Here is a 21,237-nt window from a genome sequence, read left to right on the forward strand (position 1 = left end):
CTACCGGGACCAACGCTCCATCTGGGACGCTAGCGATTGCCGGGAACTGCGGAACGCAGCGAAGTCGATGTTGAAAGGATGCCAAATTGAGTCAGCACCTGACGACCTCACCCTATCGGGGCACCCGGGACTTCCTCCCGGCCGAGATGTCGGTGCGGACGCAGGTGTTTCATCGACTGTACGAGGTCATCGAACGCTATGGTTTCGTCCGCTACGACGGGCCGATTCTGGAGTCCGCCGAAATCTACGAGGCCAAGTCCGGTCAGGAGATCGCCGACCTGCAGCTCTACACCCTCACCGACCGCGGTGGTCGGCGGCTCGCGCTGCGTCCAGAGATGACCCCCTCGGTGGCACGCATGATCGCGGCCAACGCGAACACGCTGCAGTTCCCGGTCCGCTGGTACTGCCACGTCAACTGCCACCGCTACGAGCGGCCCCAGCGTGGGCGAGTCCGCGAGCACTGGCAGATCAACGTGGACACGTTCGGCTCGGACAGTCCGAATGTGGAGACAGAGATCTTCGAGCTGATCCACGACATGATGGCTGCGGTGGGCGCTACCCGGGACATGTACGTGCTGCGGGCCAGCGACCGGGTGCTGCTCGACGGCATCCTCACACAGATCGTCGGTATCCCGGCCGACCAGGTCAGGGCGGTGTCGTCCATGATCGATCGCTGGGACAAGTATCCCCGCGAACAGCTTGCCGAGGACGCGGACAAGATTGGCATCTCCGCAGCACAGTTCGACCGCTTGGAAGGCGCGCTCCAGGCTGGCGACAAACTTCTCGCCGAGATTCCTGCCGATGTCCTGGAGCGCTCTCAGCTCGCTAAGATTCTCGATGGGCCTGGCCGTGAACTGGTCACTTTTGATCCGCTCATCGTGCGGGGTTTCGATTACTACACCTCGACCGTCTTCGAGGTGTTCGACCGCGATCCCGTCAACAACCGATCCCTGTTCGGCGGCGGAGGCTACAGCGATCTCGTGGGGCTGTTCTCCGATAGACGAATCCCGGGATTCGGGTTCGGCATGGGGGACGTCACGCTGTTTGACTTCCTGGAAACCCACGGGTTGCTGCCGAAGCCGTTACCGGAGGCGGACGTTGTCGTTATTCCCAGCCGGCCCGACTTGTACAACGCCGCCGCGACAGTCGCCCGGGTCCTACGCCGCGACGGATGGCGAACCACAGTGCCGCTGGAGCCGCGCAAGCTAGGCAAGGAGATCGGCCGAGCGGACAAGGCGGGCGCCCGAGTGATCGTGATTCTCGGCCCGTCCGACTGGGCTGAGGGCAACGTCGTGGTCAGGAGCATGCTCACCGGGGACCAGCAGACGGTATCGGCTGACTCAGCCGGCGAGACCGTCGCGGGGATCCTCAGATCAGAGGCGCACTAGCGTCGACAGTCCATTGTGGATTTAGGCGCCAGTCTGGTTCAGGAGTACGGGATCGCCGTGATCTGGTGCGGGCTGAGCGAGACTGTCAACCGGATCCCGCCGATCACCGTCGTATTGTCGGTGTCGACGTTCTTGCTCGCCCATTCCTCGGCTGGCTTACGGTTCTCCGACCGGTTCAGGTACAGCACGTCGGCCATGGTGGCGAACAGCGAGCGGCACATCTCGGCGCCGGGCTTGAAGTTGCAGCTCGCTTCAACCTGGGTCAACTGGTTGTCGCCGTCGTACTCGATGGCGACGTCCACGTCGTACTTGAGATCCTTGTCGGTCGGCACGCACTCCAGCCGGTTCTTCGCCTCGCTGAGCCGATAGTCGGCCTGCTCCGGTGGAGTGCACACCCAGCCGTTGTCCTTCTTCATCCACTGCTCGGCGACGTCGTTGATGGTCGTGCCGGGCAGGTACCGCTGGTTGGTATTGGGAAACTCCGCCGGCATGTTCGGTGGCTCACTCGGCCCGTCGGGCTGGGTGAGCCCGCCGCCGAGGGCCGCGCCGATGCCGGCGCTGGGAACACCACAGCACAGCAACGTCAGGCCGATCAGCAGTACCGCCAGGATTGTCACCGGTCCCTGGCGCTTCGGCTTCGCGGGCGGCGCCATCGGCGGCGGGCCGAAGCCGCCGGGCGCCGCGGGGCTGCTGGGCGGCCCGGACCTGGCGGGCGGCCCGAATCCGCCCCTTGCCTCGAATCCGTTCGGCGCACCCGCCGGCCACGGCTCGCCGAAACCGGGGTTCGGACCGGCCGGCGGTTGGTAGGTGCTCACGACGAATCTCCCCGGATGCGCAGTTGCAGGTTGCGGCTCCGCTCGGCGGTCAGCTCGTAGATGTATCCGCCGATGACCACCTCAGCGTTCTTGCCACCGGTCAGCAGCGGCACCAGCCAGTTCTCGATCTCGGAGACCGTCGTCTGGTCGTTGTTGAACGGCAGCGCCGCGAACCACAGCAGGAACGCCTTGCGCGCCGGGCTCACCTCCTGCTCGTCGGCGCTACGCGACCAGCCCTGCACTTCGCTGATGAGCCCGTCGCGGATCTGGACGAACACGGTGTACTCGTTTTCGCCCGCGACGAACTTGCACTCCCAGTTGTGTTCCTCCTTGCACGCGAAACCCTTGCCGGTCAACGCGTCGACGACTTTCTTACCCTGCAGCGTGGGTATGCACCCCGCGCCGCCGCACGAGGCGACGTACTTGGCCTTCGCGGCGTTGCCGCCGCCGAAGTAGCCGGCCGCCCCGCCGCCGCCGACCGCGACCAGCGCGACGGCGACCATGATGACGACGAGCCGACGCCAGGTCATCAGGATCCTCCCCGGACGAACCCGGCCCAGCGCTTCTTGAAGTCGGCGCTCGACATGCCGAGCGCCTTCTTGCAGATGCCGTCGAAGGCCGGCGTGTCGACCATCTGCTCGTCCTCGAGGTCGACGTACTGCACGACCTGGTGGTAGAAGTCCACGACCGCGGCCCGGCCCTTGAGCTTCTCGACGCAGTCAAAGACCGTGCAACTGACCGCGTAGTTGTAGCCGGAGTCGTCGTAGAACGTCCGCGAGTGCGGGATCGCGCCCTTGAACGACGCGGCGGCGTACTGGCGTGGCACGTCACCGCGCCCCTCGGTCCAGCGGGCGAATCCTTCGAGAGCCCAGCGCGGGGCGCCCAGCACCCACAGGCCGGGGCTGACGGCGGTGGCCCGGCTGGAGATGGCATGGGCCAGCTCGTGTCGCATGACCAACCGCGGGTCGTCGCCGATATCCTTGATGCGCCGCAGGTTCACCACAATGCGCGAGCCGGCGTACTGCTCGCGGTAGATTTCACCGGCCTGCCGCACCCCGTACTGCGGGATCTGGAAGCCCTCGACCGTCGGCGCGAAGTTGCTGGCCGCGCCGAGGCTGAACCACGAGGCGAAGTTCCTCTCGTCGTTGGTGAAGAACAGCACGTACCCCGGGAACCGGGTCCGGTCGCCCCACAGCGACTCCAGGGTCTTCGCCTCGGCCTCGGCGGGCACGGCGTAGCGGTCGAGATCGGTCACGCTGGCGTCGGCGATGAGGCAGACGTTGCCGGCGTGGCTGACCTTCAGCGGCGTGAGGTGCCAGGGCGCGTGCGCCGGCAGGCCGTTGGAGATGCCCAGTTGCTCGGCGTTGTCCGGGGTGAGCCCCGCCAGTTCGGTGATGACGAGCTTGCCGCCGCGCTTGACCGCCGAGACGCGGAACGTGCCCGCCGGCGAGACCCCGCCGGGCCCGGCGTCCGCGGTGAGCTGCACCACCTCGTGCACCGGTGCGAACTGGTACACCCCATTCTCGACCCTAGCGCCGTACACCCGCTTGGCGATGTAGCCGAACGCGGCGAGCTTCATCTGGCGCAGGTTGGCGAACACCATCTTCTGCTGCTCGATGAGCTTGGCGTTGTTGGGGTCGAGGTCGGCCAGGAAGGCCCGCTCGTCGCCCTTCTGCAGTGCGGCGGCGCGCCGGTCCAGCAGCGGCTGCAACGTCTGCCCGCCGACCTCGCCGGTCGCCCCACCAGCGTCACGGATCGTCGGACGCTTCCTCTTTTCCGCGCAGCCGACGAGGGCGAGGCCGCTCGCCACAAGCAGGGCACGCCTCGACCACTGCAGGCCGCACCCGGCCGGTACCGGATGATGTGCTGTCACGTGCTGGTCCCCCAGAAAGCCCGGATTCGGTACGGGTCGTCCCCTGCGCGAGCAGCCCACACTGTAGGCAGCCGCGCCGGGACGGCACATCCGGCGCTGGTTGGACTCGTTGGGCACAACCAGCGCGGTAGGCCGGCTACACCCAGGGGTGGAGGGCGGGTGTGCATACCCGACAGCGACGTCCGCTGACCCGCGTCGGGTCGTCGGCCACGCCGTCGTCGCCGGGATGCCGCTCGGCGATGTACCCTGCCAGTTGCACGCCGGCCAGCAGATAGTTGTAGCGGGTGGTGTCCGGATGGTTCGCGGCCCGCAACGTGCGGTCCCAGTCCCGCAGGTAACCGGCCCGCACCGGCGCGAGTCCCGCGGTCAGCCTGTCGAGTTCGTAAATCCGGTTCGGCTACGCTGCCTGCGAGTATTCGTTGATCAGTCCGCCCAGGATCGGGCGTCGTCGGACTCGAGCGGTGTTGAGGTCAACGATCTGCGGCGGCGGGTTCGGTGGTCGCTGGTCGAGTGTCCGGTGTGGGCGGTGGCCGTTGTAGTGCGCGGTGTACCCGGTCAGGACGTTCGTCAGGTGCCGTTCGCCGGCGATGAGGATCCGGTCGGTGCACTCCCGCCGGACGGTGCCGACCCAGCGCTCCGCAACGGCGTTTACTCTCGGAGCTTGCGGCGGGGTGCGGAGCACGTCGATGCCGCGGCGGCAAACACCGCGTCGAAGGCCATGGTGAACTTGGTGTCTCGGTCCCGCAGCAGGAACCGTAGCTCGTTCGACGTCCTTCGCGCCGCCGTCCCGGGCTAGCTGGGTCAGCATCTGCAGGATCTGACGCAGGAGCAGGTACACCAGCGAGGCTGCCATGCCAGAGATCGTCCCAGCTACCGGTAGCTGAGCCACGGACAAATCCGCACGTCACAGCCACCGAACCGAATTTACGAGCCGCACAGGCTGAACGGGCCCCGCTCGAACCGTCGGTGTCAGGCCCGCCGCAGGCCGGGCCTGACCGGATCGCTGACGAACGATGCCACCGTCGACGAGGGCGACGATGTGGAGAGGATCGTCGTCACGGCCCGGAAGTCCGCACGTAGCTGGCCCGGGGTCAGCTCGACCGTGACGTATCCGCGGCCGTTGCCTGCGAACCGCAGATGCGGAGTCTCGGGCACGGGGTCGAACTTGGCGGTCACCTTCTCGTCCACACCGATCCTCGACGACGACGAGATCGACGTGGTCGTGAACTCGACCCCGAGGGTCTTGGACGCCGGGTCGGAGAAGTCTCGCTTGAGGTCGGCCGCCCTGTGCTTGTGGATGTCGCCGGAGAGCACCACCGGGTGGCAGTTCGGGTTCGCGGCCATGCCGCGAAGGATGTTCTCGCGAGCGGCGCGGTAGCCGTCCCACTTGTCTTCCGGGTGGCCGATGTCCGGGTCGGCGAAGAACGGCACCTGCTGCGCCAGCACGTCCCAGGAGGCGCCGGTGTGCTTTAGGTGCTTCAGGAGCCAGCGTTCCTGCTGCGCGCCGAGGATCGTGCGGCTGGGGTCGTAGGCCTCGGGCGAGTCGGCGTCGGTGACCTGGTTGCTCCGGTACTGCCGGGTGTCCAGGATGGTGAACGTGGCCAGTTTGCCCCAGTACAATCGGCGGTACACCTGCATGTCCGACCCGCTCGGCCGCTGCGCCGACCGCAGGGGCATGTGCTCCCAGTACGACTTGTAGGCGGCGGCCTTGCGGAGGCGGAACTCCTCGACCGTCGCGTCGGCGCCCTGCCCGGTCTCCGGTATGTCACCGGCGTAGTTGCCGGAGACCTCGTGGTCGTCGAATGTGACCACGAACGGCGCGCTCGCGTGGATGGCCAGCATGTCCGGGTCCATGCGGACCTGGGCGATCCGCACGCGGTAGTCGGGCAGCGTCATGCACTCGCCGATGGGTAGGTGCTGACGTCCCACCGGCCCGGCCCCGTTGTCCTTCTCGTAGAAGTAGTCGCCGAGATGAAACACCAGGTCCGGATCGTAGCGCAGCATGTCCTGGTACGCCGTGTAGTAGCCGTCGGTGAAGCGCTGGCAGGAGGCCGTGGCGAAGCGCACCCGCGCCGGCCTGGAGCCCGGGACCGGCGCGGTGCGGGTGCGCCCGGCGGGGCTGATCTGACCCCCGGCGCGGAACCGGTAGTAGTACTCGCGCCCGGCGCGAAGGCCGCGTACGTCCACGTGCACCGAGTGCGCGTCGTCGGCCGTCGCCGGCCACGTCCCGCGGTGCACGACCTTCTGGAACAGTTCGTCCTCCGCGATCTCCCAGTCCACCGGGAACGTTTCGGGCGGCATGCCACCCGTGCCGTCGAGCCGCAGCGGGTCGGGCGCCAGGCGGGTCCAGATCACGACCGCCTCGGGCAACGGGTCGCCCGAGGCGACGCCCAATGCGAAGACCTCATCGGGCAGCTTCGGCGAGGGCCGGGAGGACGCCAGTGCGGGTGTGGCGACCGCGATGCCCACCGCCGTCGTGGCGCCGGCCGCAAGGAGTGTTCGCCGCGTCACCCCGCTCCGGTGGGCGGGCCGGGCCGGTGGTGTCTCGGCAGAGATGTCGTCGCTGCTGGCCATACTGATCCCTTCTCGTTGGTGCCGCTTTTCGTCGGTGCCGTCGGCGACCAGGTTGAAGCCTTGTGGCGAGGTGGGTTGCCGGCTCGAGTCCCGGGACGCGCCGTGAGCACCGGTGGTGGTCGGTGCGGGGCGGTCCGGCCGGCACCACGCCGCCGCGTGGGCGAGGACCGGATTGCGGTCGGTTCCGGCGGCGGCGTGGGGCGCCATCGATGGCCGGGTCAGGTGAAGTAGAACGATCTAATCGCCACTAGAGCAGCGTTTCACTGGGATGTCAAGGGAAGGTTGTGACGCGCGAGAGGCGCGCCGCCACCCTGAAGTGCTCGACGCGACGGCGCCGCACCGCGAGGACTTTCCGGGACGATGCACAATTGGCATGCGCAAATAGGACATCGCCCTGATCGCGACTTCTCGATCCAGTCGTCCGCATTCGGCCGAGACGGGCTCGGTTCGAATGGCACAAGGTTCTTGACACACGATGGAAACACTGCTCTAGTGGCGATTAGATCGATCTACTCGGTCAACCGCCCGGGTGCCTGGATGGCTGCCCCCGCAGCCCGACGACGCCCCGGCTCGAATTCCCGCAGGTCACTGCCGGATGCGGCCACATAGCAGCCTGGGCCCGTTCCGCCGTGCGCCGGCACGGTCATACACCCAGCCCGATTCCCCACCCCAACGAGGGAGCGCCGATGCAGCAGAGCGAGAACGACGACATCCCGCAGCGGATGCGGGCCGTCGTCTCGTACGGCCCCGAGGACTACCGGCTCACCGATCTTCCCGTGCCCCGGCCCGGCCCGGGCGAAGCGTTGCTGCGCGTCGCCGCGGTCGGCATCTGCGCCAGCGACCTCAAGTGCTACCACGGCGCGGCGAAGTTCTGGGGCGACGAGAGCCGCCCGGCCTGGGCCGAGACCGAGGTGGTGCCCGGCCACGAGTTCGTCGGCGACATCGTCGCGCTCGACGACGAGGCCCGCGCCCGCTGGGGCGTCGACGTCGGTGACCGGGTCGTCGCCGAGCAGATCCTGCCGTGTGGGCAATGTCGCTACTGCGAGCGCGGTCAATACTGGATGTGCGCCGTGCACGACATCTTCGGCTTCAAACGGGCCGCGATGGGCGCGATGGCCGAGTACGTTCTCCTGCCGGCCCGGTCACTGGTGCATCCCATCTCCGCGAGCGTCCCGCCGGCGCACGCCGCGTTCGCCGAACCGCTGTCCTGCGCCCTGCACGCGGTCGAGCGGGCCGGCATCACCTTCGACGACGTCGTCGTGGTCGCCGGGTGCGGGCCGATCGGGCTGGGCATGGTCGCCGGCGCCGCGGCGAAGAACCCGGCCAAGGTGATCGCGCTGGACATGGCCGACGACAAGCTGGCGCTGGCCCGTGCGTGCGGCGCCGACCTCACGCTCAACATCAACCGTGACGACGTCGTCGGCACCGTCCGCGAGCTCACCGGCGGCTACGGCGCCGACGTCTACCTCGAGGGCACCGGGCACCCGTCGGCCGTGCTGCAGGGCCTCAACCTGCTCCGCAAGCTCGGCACCTACGTCGAGTACAGCGTCTTCGGCTCCGACGTGACCGTCGACTGGAGCATCATCAGCGACGACAAGGAGCTCGACGTGCGCGGCGCGCACCTCGGGCCGCACTGCTGGCCGGCGGCGATCCGCATGATCGAGTCGGGCCGCCTGCCGCTGGAGCGCATCTGCACCCATCAGCTTCCCCTCGACCGCTTCCAAGAGGGCCTCGACCTGGTGGCCGACGGCTCCGCCTCGATCAAGGTCTCCCTCCTTCCCCGCTGAGCGCCTCCGTCCCCCAGGAGCTTCCATGGACCGCCCTCTTCTCGCGCCGATCTCCCGCCGCACCCTGTTCGGCGGCGCCTTCGCCGCCGCTACCGGCCTGCTGGCCGCCTGCAGTGACTCGCCCGCCCCCAGCGGCGATACGGGCGCGACCACCTTGCGCATCGGCACGCCGAGCGACGTGCTGCTCGGCAGCATCCAGCGATTCCAGGCGCACAATCAGCCGCTGCGCCGGACTGTCTTCGACTACCTCATCGACAAGAACACCGACGGCACCTACCGCGCCGCGCTGGCGACGCAGTGGGAGTGGAATGCGCAGAACACGTCGCTGGTGCTGAAGCTGCGCGAAGACGTCACCTTCCACACCGGGCGGGCGTTCGGTGCCGACGACGTGCTGGCCTCGATCAATCAGGCGACCGCCGGGGGGTCGGGCGTGCAGGCCGCGCAGTTGCTCAAGCGGGCGTCCGGCGTGGCCAAGACCGGCCCGTACGAGGTCACCGTGACCTTCGGCAAGCCCTTCACCGGCTACCTCGATGCGCTGGCCATGTTGCCGATCATTGACAGCGAGACGTTCGCCCAGCTCAAGGACGGCAAGCAGGTCATCGGCACGGGGCCGTTCAAGTGGCAGTCGTGGACGCCGGGCAGCAAACTCGACCTGGTCCGCTACGACAACTGCTGGCGTGGCAAGGCCAACTTCGAGACGCTGGCGTTCAGCATCATCCCCGACGCGCAGGCGATGCTGGCCGCGATGCGCTCGGGCAGCCTCGACCTGGCGCTGCGGATGATCGCCCGCGACGCTGACTCGCTCAAGAGCGACAGCCGGTTCGCGGTGAGCAGCACCGTGGGCTATGAGATGTACGTCGGCGTGAACGTGAAGGTCAAGCCGCTCGACGACATCAGGGTCCGCCAGGCGGTCGCCTACTCCCTGGACCGCGCCCGCATCGCCGATCAGGTCTACAAGGGCTTCGCGACGCCGGGCGCGGTGCCGTGGGGCGAGGGCACGCCCGGCATCACCAAGGAGCAGATCGCCGGCAACGGCTACGACGTGGCCAAGGCCAAGGCGCTGCTGCAGGAAGCCGGGGCGGTCGGCACCGAGGTGTCGATCGCGGCCCTGGCTGCGGAGCCGACCTACAAGTCGATCCAGGACATCGTGCAGTACGGGCTCGAGCAGGTCGGCTTCAAGGTCAAACCGGTCAGCTACGACTCCGCCCAGTTCCCGCAGCACGTGCAGGCCGGCGACTTCCCCGGCCTGTGGATAACCGACGTCGCGCTGACCTCGATGGGGCAGGTCACCTCGCTGTTGACCGCCAACCCGCTGACGGTCGGCAAGAACACCTCGAACTTCATCACCCCCGAGTACGCCGCTCTGGTCGAAGGGGTGACCTCGGCCCAGACCGCCGAGCAGCAGGCCGGCAGCAGCACGAAGCTGACCGACTATCTGCTGCAGCAGGCGTTCCACAACAGCATCGCCCAAGCCAAGACACCGATCGTCGGCGTCAAGGGCCTCACCGGCGTGAGCGCCGACCTGACCCTGGCGATCGACCTCACGCAGGCGAAGTTGTCGGCATGACCCGGTACGTCATCACCCGGCTCCTCGGCGCGTTCGCGGTGCTGGCGGTCGTGTCCGTCGTGGTGTTCAGCCTGCTGCACCTGGCCCCCGGGGACCCGGCCGTCATCATCGCCGGCGCCGACGCGGACCAGGCCACGGTGGATCGGATCCGGACCGACCTCGGGCTGGACCGGTCGCTGACGGCTCAGTACTTCGACTGGGTGCGCCAGCTATGCACCGGCAACCTGGGCACCTCCTACACGCTGGGGCAGCCGATCAGCAGCCTGATCGCCCAGCGGCTGCCCGGCACGCTGCAGTTGACCGTGGCCGCGACGCTGGTGATGACGGTATTCGGCCTGCTGGCCGGGGTGGTGCTGGCCACCACCCGGTCACGGGTCCTGCGATGGGTGATCGACCAGCTCTCGACCCTGTCGCTGGCGCTGCCGCCGTTCGTCAGCGGCGTGGTGCTCATCTTCTTCTTCGCGGTGCTGTGGCGGGTGCTGCCCAGCGGCGGCGACGCGTCGCTGCTGGACACGCCCGCCAGCTCCATCCGCCGGCTGATCCTTCCCGCCGTCGCGATGGCGCTGCCGGCGATCCCGGTCGTCGCGCGGCTGCTGGCCACCGAGATCCGGCGCAATCTCGACCAGGAGTACGTCCTGACAGCCCTGGCCAAGGGCGCCACCCGCCGCCGGATCACCTGGCGGCACGTCCTGCCCAACAGCCTCAGCCCGGCGGTGCTGGAGCTGGCGATCCGCATCGGGCACCTGTTGGGCGGCGCGATCGTCGCCGAGGCGATCTTCGCCCGGGCCGGGCTGGGCAGCCTGCTGGTGCAGGCGGTACAGACGCGCGACTACCGCCTCGCCCAGGTGCTGCTGCTGCTCGCGATTGCCGCGGCCATTGTCATCCAGCTCCTGTCGGAGCTGCTCATCGCCCGGATGGACCCGCGCATCCGGTTGGGAGGCAAGGCATGAACCCGTCCCCGCGGAGGTCGCATGTGCAGCCGGAGCCGCAACCGGAGCTCGGCGCACCGGCGGCCGCGGAAGCCACGCCGGGCGCTGTACCCGGGCCGGCCGGAGGGCGGGGCCGACGCAGCCGCTACCTCGCCGCGCTGCGCACCCCCGGCGGGATCGCCGGGCTGAGCCTGGTGCTGCTCATCGTGCTGGCCAGCCTGGTCCTGCCGTTGCTGCTGCCCTACGGGCCGTACCAGCAGGGACCGGACAGCCTGCTGTCCCCGGGCGGCGACCACCCGCTCGGCACCGACGAGGTCGGGCGCGACCTGCTCGCCCGCGTCGTCGCCGGCACCCGGCTCGACCTGCTGATCACGCTCATCGCAGTGCCCATAGCGGCCGTCGCCGGCACCCTGCTCGGCCTGCTCAGCGTGGTCAACGGCTGGCTGGGCGCGTTCTTCCAGCGGGTGTTCGACGTGCTGCTGGGCGTGCCGGCCGTCATTCTCGGCGTCGCGGTCACCATCGCCATCGCCCCCGGCACCGAGGCGGTCATCATCGCGATCGTTCTGGTCGTGATGCCGGTCTTCGGCCGCCAGGCCCGCAGCTCGCTGCTGGGCCAGCTACCACTGGACTACGTCGCTGCCGCCGAGGTCCTGGGCTACCCGCGCCGCCGGGTGATGCTGCGGCACATCCTGCCCAACATCGTCGACGTCATCTTCGTGCGCTTCGCGGTGGAGATGTCCCACGCCATCATGGTCGAGGGCGGCCTCAGCGTCATCGGCCTGGGCATCCAGTCACCCGATGCCTCCCTCGGGTCGATGATCAAGTCGGGCAGCGGATACCTGCTCGACCACCCCGCCTACGCCCTCGCCCCGGTCGTGGTCGTCGTGCTGCTGGTCGTCGGCTACACCCTGCTGTCCAACGCTCTGAACCAGGCGGTGCTGCGCAAATGACCCGAGCCGATCACCCGGCAACGCCGGTCCGGCCGGCACGACCGGTCCTCGAGGTGTCCGGCCTGTCGCTGCGCCTGCGCACGCCGGGCGGTGCCGCCCCGGTCGTCACCGACGTGAGCTTCCAGGTCAACCCCGGCCAGATCCTGGGCGTCGTCGGTGAATCCGGCTCCGGCAAGTCGCTGACCGCGCTATCGGTCATGCGCATGCTGCCGGCCGCCGTCACCGTCGACAGCGGCACCGTGAGCTACCTCGGCCAGGACCTGCTCACCATGCCCGAACGGGAGATCACCGCCCTGCGCGGCGACCGGATCGGCATGGTCTTCCAGGACCCGATGGCCTACCTCAACCCGCTGATGACCGTCGGCGCGCAGATCCGCGAGGTGCTGCGCCTGCACGGCATGGGCCGCAAGGCGGCAACCGCCCGCGCCGTGGAGCTGCTCGACCTGGTCGGGGTGCGCGACCCGGGCAAGCGCGTCGAGGACTATCCGCACCAGTTCTCCGGTGGCATGCGCCAGCGGGTCGTCATCGCGATTGCGGTGGCCAACAACCCTACCCTGCTCATCGCCGACGAGCCCACCACCGCGCTCGACGTCACCGTGCAGGCCGGCATCCTCGAGCTGCTCGGCCGGCTGCGTGACGAGCTCGGCACCGCACTACTGCTCATCACCCACGACATCGGCGTCGTCGAGGACGTCTGCGACTCGATCATGGTGATGTACGCCGGTCGTGCCGTCGAACAGGGTGCGGCCGCGGCGGTCCTCGGCGACCCCCGCCACCCGTACACCCGGGAGCTCATGCGCTCGACCCCGCGCCTCGACGTGCCGGTGCTGCGCCGGCTGCCGGCCATCCCCGGCCAGCCACCGGACGTGACCCGGCGGCCGGGCGGGTGCCCCTTCCACCCGCGCTGCCCGCTCGCGTTCGACCGGTGCAGCGAGGAGATGCCACCCGCCCGGGACACCGGCGCCGGGCACCGCGCCGCGTGCTGGCTGTCGGCCGAGCCGCTGCCCGCGCCGGCGGTGAGCACCGCGCCGGTCCGCGAAGCCCGGCACGACGACGAGCGCACACCGATCCTCGACGTCGCGGACGCCCGCATCACCTACGGGCGGCCATCGCCGCTACGGCGCACCCCGCCGCGGATCATTGTCGATGGCGTCTCGCTCAAGGCATACCCGGGGCGGACCCTCGGCCTGGTCGGCGAGTCCGGTTCCGGCAAGTCGACACTCGCCCGCACGATCGTCGGACTCGTGCCGCTGCTGTCCGGGCGGATCAGCATCGACGGGATGCAGTGGACCGACCGGGACCGCCGCGCCGAGCTGCGCCGCACGGTGCAGATGGTGTTCCAGGACCCCTACCAGTCGCTCAACCCGCGACAGACGATCGAGACCCTGCTGACCGAGCCGCTGACCGTGCACCGGCTGGTCCCGCGGGAAGGGCGGGCACGCCGGGTCGCCGAACTGATGTCGCTGGTCGGCCTGCCCCAGAGCCTGCTGGAGCGCTACCCCTACCAGCTATCCGGCGGTCAGCGGCAGCGGGTCGGCATCGCCCGGGCCCTCGCTGTCGAGCCGCGGCTCATCGTCGCCGACGAGCCGGTCTCCGCGCTCGACGTCTCGGTGCAGGCGCAGATCATCAACCTGCTCGCCGACCTGCGTGACGAGCTCGGACTGTCCTATGTGGTCATCGCCCACGACCTGAGCGTGGTGCGGCACCTGTGCGAGGACGTGGCGGTGATGCAGGCCGGGGTGATCGTCGAGCAGGGGCCGGCCGAGCGGGTGTTCGCCGACCCGCGGCACGAGTACACCAGGGCGCTGCTGGCCGCATCGCCGGGATCCAGGGAACAGGTGGTGTCATGACCCAGCAACGCATCGGCCGCACCCCGGCCGAGTCGCGGGAGCGCTGGCCGGAACTGGGCGGCCGCAGCCGGGCCGCCGGCGCGCCCAACGTCGTGGTCATCCTGCTCGACGACGTCGGCTTCGCGCAGTACGGCTGCTTCGGCTCCACCATCCAGACCCCGGCGATCGACCGGCTCGCTCGCGAGGGCTTGCGCTACGTCAACTTCCACACCACGGCCGTCTGCTCACCGACGCGGGCGTCGTTGCTGACCGGGCGCAACTGCCACGCGGTCGGGTTCGGACACGTGACGGAGCGGCTGGCCGGCTACCCCGGCTACTCGATGCGGCTGCCGGACAGTGCCGCGACGGTCGCGGAGATCCTGCGTGGCAACGGCTACACGACGTGGGCCGTCGGCAAGTGGCACCTCACCCCGTCCTACGAGACCGGCCCGCAGGGCCCGTTCGAGCGCTGGCCGCTGGGCCGCGGATTCGACCGGTTCTACGGCTTCCTCGGCGGCTCGACCGACCAGTACGCGCCGGAGCTCGTGCGCGACAACACGCCGGTCAGCCCGCCGCGCACCGCCGCGGACGGCTACCACCTCAGCGCCGATCTGGTCGACGAGAGCATCCGACAGATCCGCGATCTGCGGGCCGTCGCACCGAACCGGCCGTTCATGCTCTACCTGGCCACCGGTTGCGGCCACGCGCCGCACCAGGCGCCCGCCGAGTGGATCGAGCGCTACCGCGGCGTCTTCGACGCCGGCTGGGACGCCGAACGGGACCGGGTCCTGGCCCGCCAGATCGAGCTGGGCGTGATGCCGCCAGGCACACGATTGGGGCCCTCCAATCCGGGGGTACCGGCATGGACCGATCTCACCGCCGAGCAACGCCGGCTGGCCAGCCGGATGATGGAGGTCTACGCCGGCTTCGTCAGCTACACCGACGCGCAGATCGGCCGCCTGCTCGACGCGCTCGAGGCAACCGGCGATCTCGACGACACGGTCGTGATGCTCTGCTCCGACAACGGCGCCAGCGGCGAGGGCGGCCCGGAGGGCAGCGTCGACGAGGGGCTCTACCTCAACGACCGGCCGCAGCGCACCGAGGACGGGCTGGCGCACATCGACGAGCTCGGAGGGCCCCGCCTCTACAACCACTACCCGTGGGGGTGGGCGCAGGCTGGCAACACCCCGTTCCGGTGGTACAAGCAGTTCACGCACGCCGGCGGGATCACCAACGGCCTGCTGGTGCGCTACCCGGGCGGCGGCGCGCCGGCCGGGGGCATCCGGCGGCAGTACCACCACGTCATCGACATCGCTCCGACCCTGCTGGACCTCACCGGGACAGCGGCGCCGGCGGCGGTGCGGGGCGTTGCCCAGCAGCCGATGCACGGCGTCAGCATGCGGTACTCCTTCGCCGACGCCGACGCGCCGGGACACCGCCACACCCAGCACTACGAGATGTGGGGCAACCGCGGGATCTGGCAGGACGGCTGGATGGCGGTGTGCCGGCTCCAGCCCGACGGCGCGGGCGCCTTCCCGCCCCAGCGCCCGCCGGCGACCCTCGACGAGCTGCGTTGGGAGCTGTACGACCACCGCAGTGACCCGTCGGAGTGCGATGACCTCGCCGAGCGGGAACCGGCCCGGCTGCGGGCCATGACGGAGCTGTGGTGGGCCGCTGCCGGCCGCTACGACGTACTGCCGGTCGACAACCGGGCCCGCGCCGAGCGCTGGCCCGCCGACCCGCCGGCCCCGCCGGGATCGGACCCGGCGCGAGCCCGCTTCCACGGCCCCGGCGGCCCCTACGAGCGCGGCGTCGCGCCCCGGGTGGCGGGCCGGTCGTTCCGGATGTACGCCGAGGTCACCATCGGCGATGCGACGGCGCCCGGCGGGAGACCGCGTGGGGTCCTCTACGCGGTCGGCGGCGGGCACGGCGGCTACTGCTGGTACGTGCAGGACGGGCAGATCCGCTTCGAGGTGGCCCAGTCCTCGGTGCAGACGGAGACCGTCGCGGCCCCGTTCGTCGTGGCGCCGGGCCGGCACCGGCTGGAGGTGGCCGTCGACGCGGCGGCCGACCTGTCCGCGCGGATCATGTTCACCGTCGACGGCGCGGCCGTGGGCGGCGGCAGCGTGTCGCGCCTGCTGAAGCGAGTGCCGATCGGCTCGGGCCGCACCTACGTCGGTCACGTCATGAGTAGCCCCGTCAGTGGCGCCTTCACCGCGCCCAACCCGTTCACCGGTGAGCTGCACGAACTGGTGGTGCTGCCCGGCCCGCCCGCCGGGGCCGCACCGGCCGTGCAGCGCGAGACCGCCGACGCCGAGATGAGGGAACAGTGAACACGAGCGGCTTCCCCGGCCGGATCGGCCGCACGGTCGACGACGCCACCCCGTGGTGGCCCCCGTCGCGCACCGGGCGAGGGCGGCCCAACGTGGTGCTCATCGTGCTCGACGACGTCGGTTTCGCGCAGCTCGGCTGCTACGGCTCGGCCATCCGCACCCCGCGGATGGACGCCCTGGCCGCCGGCGGCGTGCGCTACACCAACTTTCACGTCGCCGCGCTGTGCTCGCCGACCCGGGCGAGTCTGCTCACCGGCCGCAACCACCACTCGGTCGGCATGGGATTCCTGGCCGCGTTCGACACCGGCTTTCCCGGCTATCGCGCCGAGGTGACGCCGCGGGCGGCCACCGTCGCGGAGGTGCTGCGCGACACCGGGTACGGCACCTACGCCGCGGGGAAGTGGCATCTGGCCCCGCCGACGCAGCTCACCGCGGCCGGCCCGTTCGACCAGTGGCCGACCCGGCGCGGGTTCGACCGGTACTACGGGTTCCTCTGGGGCGAGGACGACCAGTTCGAGCCGGAGCTGTGGTCCGACCAGCACCGCGTCGACGTGCCTGACGATCCGGACTACCACCTGTCGGAGGACCTGGTCCGCACCGCATGCGGATTCGTCGCCGACCACGTGACCGGCCGCCCTGACGACCCGTTCTTTCTGTACCTCGCCTTCGGCGCCTGCCACGCGCCGCACCAGGCGCCGCCGTCGTTCCTCGATCGGTACCGAGGGGCGTTCGACCACGGCTGGGACGCCGAGCGCGAGGCCGTCCTGGCCCGGCAGGTCGAGCTGGGCGTGGTGCCGCCGCAGACGGAGCTGCCGCCGCGCAACCCGGACGTGCGCGCCTGGGGCGAACTGCCGGGCGACGAGCGGCGCCTCTACACCCGGATGCAGGAGGTGTTCGCCGGGTTCATGGAGCACACCGACGAGCAGATCGGGGTGCTGGTGGACTTCCTCGACCGGCACGGGCTGCTCGACGACACGCTGCTGCTGGTGGTGTCGGACAACGGGGCCAGCGGTGAGGGCGGGCGGCACGGCACCGCCAACGAGTACCGCTACTTCCTCGGCCTCGGTGACTCCATCGAGGACGGGCTGGCCGCGATCGACGACCTCGGCGGCCCGGCCGCGCACAACCACTATCCGTCGGGCTGGGCGCAGGCCGGGAACACGCCGCTGCGCTACTACAAGAAGCACACCTACAGCGGCGGGGTTCGGGTGCCGCTCATCGCTCACTGGCCACGCGGCATCGATCCGGCGGTGCCCCTGCGCGGGCAGTTCCACCACGCGGTCGACATCCTGCCGACGATCACGGCGCTCGCCGGGGTCGAGATGCCGGAGAGCTACCGCGGTCACGAGCAGATCCCGGTGCACGGCACCTCGATGGCGTACACGTTCACCGACCCGGCGGCTGCCTCCACCCGCACCACGCAGTACTTCGAGACCGCCGGTTTCCGCGGAATCTACCGCGACGGCTGGAAGGCGGTCGCCGACCACACGCCCGGCACCGCCTACGACGACGACCGGTGGGAGCTGTTCGACCTGACCACCGACGTGTCCGAGGCGCACGACCTCGCCGCCCACCACCCCGGCCTCCTGCGTGAGCTGATCGACGAGTGGGACCGCCAAGCCGGGCAGTACGGCGTGCTGCCCCTCGACGACCGGATGGGCACCCGGATCGCCGGGATGGACCCGGCCGCGGACCGGCTGCACTACCGCATGCTGCCGGGCACCCGGATCATGAACAGCGTGGCCGGCCCCACCTTCGCCGGGCGCTCGTTCCACATCAACGCGGTCCTGACCGGTCCGCCGGCCGACGGGGTGCTGCTGGCCTACGGCCGGCGCGCCCACGGCTTCACGTTCTACGTGCGCGACGGCCGGCCGGTGTTCGCGCTGAACCTGGCCGGGGACCGCACGGTCGTGCGCCCGGCCGACCCGCTGCCGGCCGAGGCGCGCCGGATCGGCCTGCTGGTGCAGGACGGCCCCGGCGGGGTCCACGCCGAGCTCACCGCCGACGGCACCGCCCTGATCCGCGGAGCGCTGCCACGGCTGCTGCCCGGCGGGATGGGTACCCTGTCGCTGCAGTGCGGGCACAACGCCCCGTCGGCGGTCACCGACGACTACACCGGGCCGTTCCGCTACACGGGCGAGCTGCTGCACGTCGAGATCGACCTGCAACCGCGCTCGCTCGACACCCGCAACGCCGACTGGCTCGCGGAGGTGGCGACGCAGTGAAGCCGAACATCGTGTTCGTCCTCATCGACGACATGGGCTGGACGGACCTCGGCTGCTACGGCAGCTCGTTCTACGAGACGCCCCGGCTGGACCGGCTCGCCGCCGAGGGCGCCCTGTTCACCGACGCGTACGCGGCCGCGCCGGTCTGCTCGCCGACCCGCGCGAGCATCCTCACCGGCCGGTACCCGGCCCGGGTCGGGGTCACCCAGTACATCGGCGGGCACGGCGTCGGCCGGCTCTCCGACGTGCCGTACAACCAGTTCCTGCCGACCAACGAGCTGTCCCTCGCCCGCGCGCTGCGGGCGGGCGGCTACCGGACCTGGCACGTCGGCAAGTGGCACCTCGGGCCTCGCCGTACCTGGCCCGACCAGCACGGCTTCGACGTCAACATCGGCGGCTGCGAGCAGGGACACCCGAAGAGCTGGTTCAGCCCCTACGGCAACCCCACCCTGCCCGACGGTCCCGACGGCGAGTACCTCACCGACCGGCTCACCGACGAGGCGATCCGGCTCATCGAAACCGCCGGCGACACGCCGTTCTTCCTCAACCTGTGGCACTATGCGGTGCACGTGCCGATCCACGCCCCGGCCGAGCTGATCGCCAAGTACGAGCGCAAGGCCGCCGAGTCCGGCCTCGACGCGGTCGAGGCGTTCGAGCCGGGCGAGCGGTTCCCGGCCTGGCACCAGCGCGCCGCCCGGGTGCGCCGACGGGTCGTGCAGTCCGACCCGGCCTACGCGGCGATGGTGGAGAACCTCGACACCAACATCGGCCGGCTGCTCGATGCGCTGGAGGCGGCGGGCAAGGCCGACAACACGATCGTCGTGTTCACCTCCGACAACGGCGGCCTGTCCACCGCGGAGGGCTCGCCGACAAGCAACCTGCCGCTGTCGGAGGGCAAGGGCTGGGTCGCCGAGGGCGGCGTCCGCGAGCCGCTCATCGTGCGCTGGCCCGGCGTCGTCGAGCCGGGCCGGCGCATCGCCGCACCGGTCACCAGCCCAGACTTCTACCCGACCCTGCTGGCCGCGGCCGGCATCGCCGGAGTGCCCGAGCAGCACGTCGACGGGGTCGACGTCACGCCGCTGCTGCGCGGCGAGCCGTTCGAGCGCGGCCCTGTCTACTGGCACTACCCGCACTACAGCAACCAGGGCGGCCGGCCGGCCGCAGCGGTTCGCGAGGGCCGGTGGAAACTCGTCCATCAGTTCGAGGGCGACCCCGACACGCTGTTCGACATCGTCACCGACCCCGGTGAGCACCGCGATCTCGCCGCGGCGCACCCCGACGTGGCCGCGGCCCTGCGGGCCCGGCTGCTGTCGTGGATCGCCGAGGTGGGCGGGCTCGTGCCGGCGCCGAATCCGCAGCCGGAGCCGTTCACCGACCTCGCCGGCTACTTCCTCGGCGGCCAGGTCGCCGAACCCGGCGCCGACGTGGCCTGGACGGTCGGAAAGGATCAGCCATGCTTGTGATCGGTGTGGACATCGGCACGTCCAGCACCAAGGGCGTGCTCGTGACCCCGGACGGCGACGTGCTGGCCACCGCCACCCGTGCACACGGCATGTCGATGCCGCGGCCGGGCTGGGCCGAGATGGACGCCGAACAGGTGTGGTGGGGCGACGTCGTGGCGGTCACCCGCGAGCTGACCGAGGCCGCCGGGGCCCGGCCGGTGGCCGCCGTCTGCGTCAGCGGAGTCGGCCCGTGCCTGCTGCTCACCGACGCCGAGCTGCGCCCCGTCCGCCCGGCCGTCCTCTACGGCATCGACATGCGCGCCACCGCGGAGATCGAGCGGCTGACCGAGCACTTCGGCGCCGAGGCGATCCTGGCCCGCGGGATGAGCGAGCTGACCACCCAGGCCGTCGGCCCCAAGCTGGCCTGGGTGCGCCGGCACGAGCCGGACGCCTGGCAGCGCGCCCGGCGCTGGTTCAGCTCCAACTCCTACGTGGTGGCGAAGCTGACCGGCGCGTACGTGCTGGACCACCACACGGCCAGCCAGTGCGACCCCCTCTACGACATGCACCGCGCGGACTGGGCGCACGACTGGCTCGCCGAGGTCGCCCCGGGCCTGCCCGCACCGCGGCTGGCGTGGCCCGGCGAGGTCGTCGGACACGTCCTGCCGGCCGCCGCGGAGGCTACCGGCCTGGCCCCGGGCACCCCCGTCTGTGCCGGCACCGTCGATGCCTGGGCCGAGGCGCTCAGCGCCGGGGTACGCCGGCCCGGCGACCGCATGCTGATGTACGGCTCGACGATGTTCTTCGTCCACATGCTCGCCACACCGGCCGCGCACCCGGGCATGTGGAACACCGCCGGGGTGTACCCCGGAACGTGGAGCACCGCGGCCGGCATGAGCACCTCCGGCACGCTGACCGACTGGGTGCGCCGGCTGACCGGCGGCGCACCCTTCGCGGAGCTGGTGACGGCGGCCCGCAACGTGCCGCCCGGCTCCGACGGGCTCGTGCTGCTGCCCTACTTCGCGGGCGAACGGACCCCGATCTTCGACCCGCGCGCCCGAGGCGTCGTGGCCGGGCTCACCCTCAACCACGGCCCGGGGCACCTGTTCCGGGCCGCCTACGAGGGCATCGCCTACGGCATCCGGCAGATCCTCGACCTGCTCGACGCGACCGCCGGCCCGGCCGGGCGCACGGTCGCCGTCGGCGGGGGCACGCAGGGCGGCCTGTGGACCCAGATCGTCAGCGACGTGTGCGGTCGCGAACAGGTCGTCCCGGCCCAGTCGATCGGCGCGAGCTACGGCGATGCCCAGCTCGCCGCGGTCGCCGCCGGGCTGGCCCCGGCCGACGCCGACTGGGCGGTCGAAGGGCGCCGCGTGACGCCCGAACCGGCCAACCACGCGGTGTACGCCGAGCTGGCCGCGATCTACGACGGCCTCTACCCGGCCACCCGGGACGCGGTGCACCGGCTGGCCGCGCTGCAGGAGAACGCCGGCCGCGGGGCGGGTGCGTCGTGACCGGCCCGGCG

16 protein-coding genes are annotated in these 21,237 nt (G+C 70.7%); 10 read left to right on the forward strand and 6 right to left on the reverse strand.

Annotated elements, in window-relative coordinates; translation table 11 throughout:
• The first annotated feature begins 86 nt into the window (after positions 1 to 86).
• Positions 87 to 1,388, forward strand: coding sequence for a histidine--tRNA ligase (gene hisS / locus Drose_RS26565; protein WP_260724048.1), 1,302 nt, complete (start codon positions 87 to 89; stop codon positions 1,386 to 1,388).
• Between the two features lie 38 nt (positions 1,389 to 1,426).
• Here the strand turns inward: hisS and Drose_RS26570 are convergent, their stop codons facing one another.
• From Drose_RS26570 to Drose_RS26595, 6 genes are all read right to left on the reverse strand, one after another.
• On the reverse strand, positions 1,427 to 2,203 hold the full coding sequence (locus tag Drose_RS26570; protein WP_260724049.1) for a hypothetical protein: 777 nt from the start codon (positions 2,201 to 2,203) through the stop codon (positions 1,427 to 1,429).
• The gene (locus Drose_RS26575) at positions 2,200 to 2,733 is read right to left on the reverse strand and encodes a hypothetical protein (protein WP_260724050.1); all 534 of its coding nucleotides are present in this window, start codon (positions 2,731 to 2,733) and stop codon (positions 2,200 to 2,202) included. The genes Drose_RS26570 and Drose_RS26575 overlap by 4 nt, the downstream gene beginning before the upstream one ends.
• Positions 2,733 to 4,076: a hypothetical protein gene (locus Drose_RS26580; RefSeq protein ID WP_260724051.1), complete on the reverse strand. Its 1,344-nt coding sequence runs from the start codon at positions 4,074 to 4,076 to the stop codon at positions 2,733 to 2,735. The genes Drose_RS26575 and Drose_RS26580 overlap by 1 nt, the downstream gene beginning before the upstream one ends.
• A gap of 136 nt (positions 4,077 to 4,212) precedes the next feature.
• Complete coding sequence (locus Drose_RS26585) at positions 4,213 to 4,425, reverse strand: hypothetical protein (RefSeq protein ID WP_260724052.1); 213 nt, start codon at positions 4,423 to 4,425, stop codon at positions 4,213 to 4,215.
• A gap of 48 nt (positions 4,426 to 4,473) precedes the next feature.
• Entirely contained in the window at positions 4,474 to 4,929 is a 456-nt protein-coding gene (locus Drose_RS26590) for a transposase (protein ID WP_260724053.1), read from the reverse strand.
• Between the two features lie 116 nt (positions 4,930 to 5,045).
• The gene (locus tag Drose_RS26595) at positions 5,046 to 6,650 is read right to left on the reverse strand and encodes an alkaline phosphatase D family protein (protein ID WP_260724054.1); all 1,605 of its coding nucleotides are present in this window, start codon (positions 6,648 to 6,650) and stop codon (positions 5,046 to 5,048) included.
• 686 nt (positions 6,651 to 7,336) lie between these two features.
• On the opposite strand from Drose_RS26595, the gene Drose_RS26600 reads away from it, so the two are divergent.
• The 9 genes from Drose_RS26600 to Drose_RS26640 are packed head-to-tail and all read left to right on the forward strand — an operon-like array spanning position 7,337 to position 21,226.
• Positions 7,337 to 8,437, forward strand: a complete 1,101-nt coding sequence (locus Drose_RS26600) for an alcohol dehydrogenase catalytic domain-containing protein (RefSeq protein WP_260724055.1) — start codon at positions 7,337 to 7,339, stop codon at positions 8,435 to 8,437.
• A gap of 25 nt (positions 8,438 to 8,462) precedes the next feature.
• Entirely contained in the window at positions 8,463 to 10,004 is a 1,542-nt protein-coding gene (locus Drose_RS26605) for an ABC transporter substrate-binding protein (protein ID WP_260724056.1), read from the forward strand.
• A complete protein-coding gene (locus tag Drose_RS26610; protein ID WP_260724057.1) occupies positions 10,001 to 10,954 on the forward strand; it encodes an ABC transporter permease in 954 nt (317 codons plus the stop codon). Before Drose_RS26605 ends, Drose_RS26610 begins: the two co-directional genes overlap by 4 nt.
• Positions 10,951 to 11,883 (forward strand): ABC transporter permease, encoded by a 933-nt coding sequence (locus tag Drose_RS26615; protein ID WP_260724058.1) that lies wholly within the window; start codon positions 10,951 to 10,953, stop codon positions 11,881 to 11,883. The genes Drose_RS26610 and Drose_RS26615 overlap by 4 nt, the downstream gene beginning before the upstream one ends.
• The gene (locus Drose_RS26620; protein WP_260724059.1) at positions 11,880 to 13,733 is read left to right on the forward strand and encodes a dipeptide ABC transporter ATP-binding protein; all 1,854 of its coding nucleotides are present in this window, start codon (positions 11,880 to 11,882) and stop codon (positions 13,731 to 13,733) included. Before Drose_RS26615 ends, Drose_RS26620 begins: the two co-directional genes overlap by 4 nt.
• Positions 13,730 to 16,045 (forward strand): arylsulfatase, encoded by a 2,316-nt coding sequence (locus tag Drose_RS26625; protein WP_260724060.1) that lies wholly within the window; start codon positions 13,730 to 13,732, stop codon positions 16,043 to 16,045. Before Drose_RS26620 ends, Drose_RS26625 begins: the two co-directional genes overlap by 4 nt.
• Positions 16,042 to 18,270 carry an arylsulfatase gene (locus Drose_RS26630; RefSeq protein ID WP_260724061.1) on the forward strand — a complete coding sequence of 743 codons (2,229 nt, stop codon included), beginning with the start codon at positions 16,042 to 16,044 and terminating at the stop codon, positions 18,268 to 18,270. The genes Drose_RS26625 and Drose_RS26630 overlap by 4 nt, the downstream gene beginning before the upstream one ends.
• Positions 18,267 to 19,733: a sulfatase gene (locus Drose_RS26635; RefSeq protein ID WP_260724062.1), complete on the forward strand. Its 1,467-nt coding sequence runs from the start codon at positions 18,267 to 18,269 to the stop codon at positions 19,731 to 19,733. The genes Drose_RS26630 and Drose_RS26635 overlap by 4 nt, the downstream gene beginning before the upstream one ends.
• The gene (locus Drose_RS26640; protein ID WP_260724063.1) at positions 19,724 to 21,226 is read left to right on the forward strand and encodes an FGGY-family carbohydrate kinase; all 1,503 of its coding nucleotides are present in this window, start codon (positions 19,724 to 19,726) and stop codon (positions 21,224 to 21,226) included. Before Drose_RS26635 ends, Drose_RS26640 begins: the two co-directional genes overlap by 10 nt.
• The last annotated feature ends 11 nt before the right edge of the window (positions 21,227 to 21,237 follow it).

It is taken from the genome of Dactylosporangium roseum (assembly GCF_025264685.1).
In the GTDB taxonomy this organism is placed as follows: Bacteria; Actinomycetota; Actinomycetes; order Mycobacteriales; family Micromonosporaceae; genus Dactylosporangium; species Dactylosporangium roseum.

Excerpts from the sequence above, each read along its gene's own strand:
- Drose_RS26625 (WP_260724060.1), top strand. The coding sequence starts at position 13,730 with ATGACCCAGCAACGCATCGGCCGCACCCCGGCCGAGTCGCGGGAGCGC.
- Drose_RS26620 (WP_260724059.1), top strand. The coding sequence starts at position 11,880 with ATGACCCGAGCCGATCACCCGGCAACGCCGGTCCGGCCGGCACGACCG.
- Drose_RS26610 (WP_260724057.1), top strand. The coding sequence starts at position 10,001 with ATGACCCGGTACGTCATCACCCGGCTCCTCGGCGCGTTCGCGGTGCTG.
- Drose_RS26595 (WP_260724054.1), bottom strand. The coding sequence starts at position 6,650 with ATGGCCAGCAGCGACGACATCTCTGCCGAGACACCACCGGCCCGGCCC.
- Drose_RS26590 (WP_260724053.1), bottom strand. The coding sequence starts at position 4,929 with ATGGCAGCCTCGCTGGTGTACCTGCTCCTGCGTCAGATCCTGCAGATG.
- Drose_RS26600 (WP_260724055.1), top strand. The coding sequence starts at position 7,337 with ATGCAGCAGAGCGAGAACGACGACATCCCGCAGCGGATGCGGGCCGTC.
- Drose_RS26640 (WP_260724063.1), top strand. The coding sequence starts at position 19,724 with ATGCTTGTGATCGGTGTGGACATCGGCACGTCCAGCACCAAGGGCGTG.
- Drose_RS26615 (WP_260724058.1), top strand. The coding sequence starts at position 10,951 with ATGAACCCGTCCCCGCGGAGGTCGCATGTGCAGCCGGAGCCGCAACCG.
- Drose_RS26605 (WP_260724056.1), top strand. The coding sequence starts at position 8,463 with ATGGACCGCCCTCTTCTCGCGCCGATCTCCCGCCGCACCCTGTTCGGC.
- Drose_RS26575 (WP_260724050.1), bottom strand. The coding sequence starts at position 2,733 with ATGACCTGGCGTCGGCTCGTCGTCATCATGGTCGCCGTCGCGCTGGTC.